The sequence below is a fragment of the Acidiphilium sp. genome (assembly GCF_049977125.1).
In the GTDB taxonomy this organism is placed as follows: Bacteria; Pseudomonadota; Alphaproteobacteria; order Acetobacterales; family Acetobacteraceae; genus Acidiphilium.
On record NZ_JBMFGY010000342.1, the window covers coordinates 1 to 1857 of the forward strand.

Consider the following 1857-nt stretch of genomic DNA (forward strand, 5'->3'; position numbering starts at 1 on the left):
AGCCCAAGCCTAATTGCCAAACCCGGGTGTCTCATTGTCGTTGACACGTTCCGTTTTAACACCGACCGCTAGCCTGAACGTCTGCTTCGAGGCACTCGCCCGAACTCCGTGAATGTCTGAAATTAGGCGCAAAGCGGTCATCCAGCCAACGGCAACGTTTGGCGCAAAGCCGATATGGCTTGCGGGAATCCCAAACACGTTACGCACGCCATAGTCGGTGATCGTATCCGGTGGCTTACCGATGCAACCTTCGCCCCGATCAACCGGCTCAATTTCGCTGGTCGTTTCCGGCCGTCGTATGGTAGCCTTTCCGCATCATCTTCCACTCGGAGTCGTCCGATGCCGCCTCATGTTGTGCTTTACGCCCGCTATTCCACCGACATGCAGAGCGAGGCGTCGGTGGAGGATCAGCTGCGGCTCTGCCGTGAGCGGGCGACGCGCGAGGGCTGGTGTGTGGTCGACAGCTACTCGGACCGGGCAATTTCCGGGGCATCGCTGATCCGTCCCGGCATTCAATCGCTAATGGAGGATGCGAACCGCAGGCGGTTCGACATCGTGCTCGCCGAGGCGATGGATCGCCTGTCGCGCGATCAGGAGGATATCGCCGGTCTGTTCAAACGCCTGCGGTTTGCCGGTGTGCGGATCGTAACGATCGCGGAGGGCGACGTCTCGGAGATGCACATCGGACTGAAGGGCACGATGAACGCGCTTTTCCTGAAAGACCTGGCGCAGAAGACGCTTCGTGGCATGCGCGGCCGGATCGAAGCGGGTAAAGCGGCGTGCGGCAAGAGTTTTGGCTACGATATCGTCCGTAGTGTCGACGCCCGCGGGGAGCCAATCCGGGGTGAACGTGCGATTAACCAAGCCGAAGCGTCGGTCGTGCGACGGATATTCACGATGACGGCGGCAGGCGCCAGCCCGGTTGCGATCGCTAAACAATTGAACGCCGAGCGCGTCCCTGGCGTTGATGGTCGGTCGTGGCGCGACACCACGATTCGCGGCGATCTCAAATGGGGTACCGGCATTCTGCGCAACGAGCTTTATATCGGCCGGTTGATCTGGAACCGGTCGCGGTTCATCAAGGATCCGGGTTCCCACAAACGGGTCCGCCGCATGAATCCAGAGGACCAGTGGATCATCGAGGAGGTGCCTGATCTGCGGATTGTGGAACAGGATCTCTGGGATCTCGTGCAAGTGCGGTTATCCGATGTTCGCGATGCCTCAGGCGCCGATGCGCCTGGGCGGCCGAAGTTCCATGAGCGGCGCCGGGCGCAGCATATCTTGAGTGGCAAGGTTTTCTGCGCCGCGTGCGGTGGCACGTTCGGCGCGACTGGTAAGGATTACCTCGGCTGCACCGCCGCCAATCGGCAGGGGACATGCAGTAACAAGCAGAACATTCGGCGCAGCGAGCTGGATGCGCTCATTCTCAACGCGCTGCGGCATCAGTTGATGCGCCCAGAACACGTCGAGCAGTTCGTGGCGGATTTCACAGCGGAGTGGAATAAGCTGCAGAGCACCATTGAAGCGGACAATGCCGCCCGCAAACGCGAACTCGATCACGTGACGCGCAAGCTCGACCAATTATTCGAGGCGATCTGCGAGGGTATCAGGGCACCCGGGCTGCAAGAGAAACTCGATGAGTTGGAGGGGCGCAAGGCCGCCCTCATCCGCCATCTGAAGAACCCGCCGATCGCGGCACCGCGGCTGCATCCCAATCTCGCCGGCGTCTATCGCGCCAAGGTCGAGCAACTGCAAACGGCCCTTCATGCTGAAGATGCCGGCCGGGCTGCCTTGGAGACTGTGCGAACCCTGATCGATCGGGTTGATATTGGCGCGCCCACGCCGGAGGCGGCCGAG

General features: G+C 61.1%; 1 protein-coding gene. It reads left to right on the forward strand.

The genetic code is table 11. The annotated features are described in order from the left end of the window. Positions 1 to 339 precede the first annotated feature (339 nt). On the forward strand, positions 340 to 1857 hold a 1518-nt coding region (locus ACP5E6_RS18900; protein WP_427957009.1), incomplete at its 3' end, for a recombinase family protein.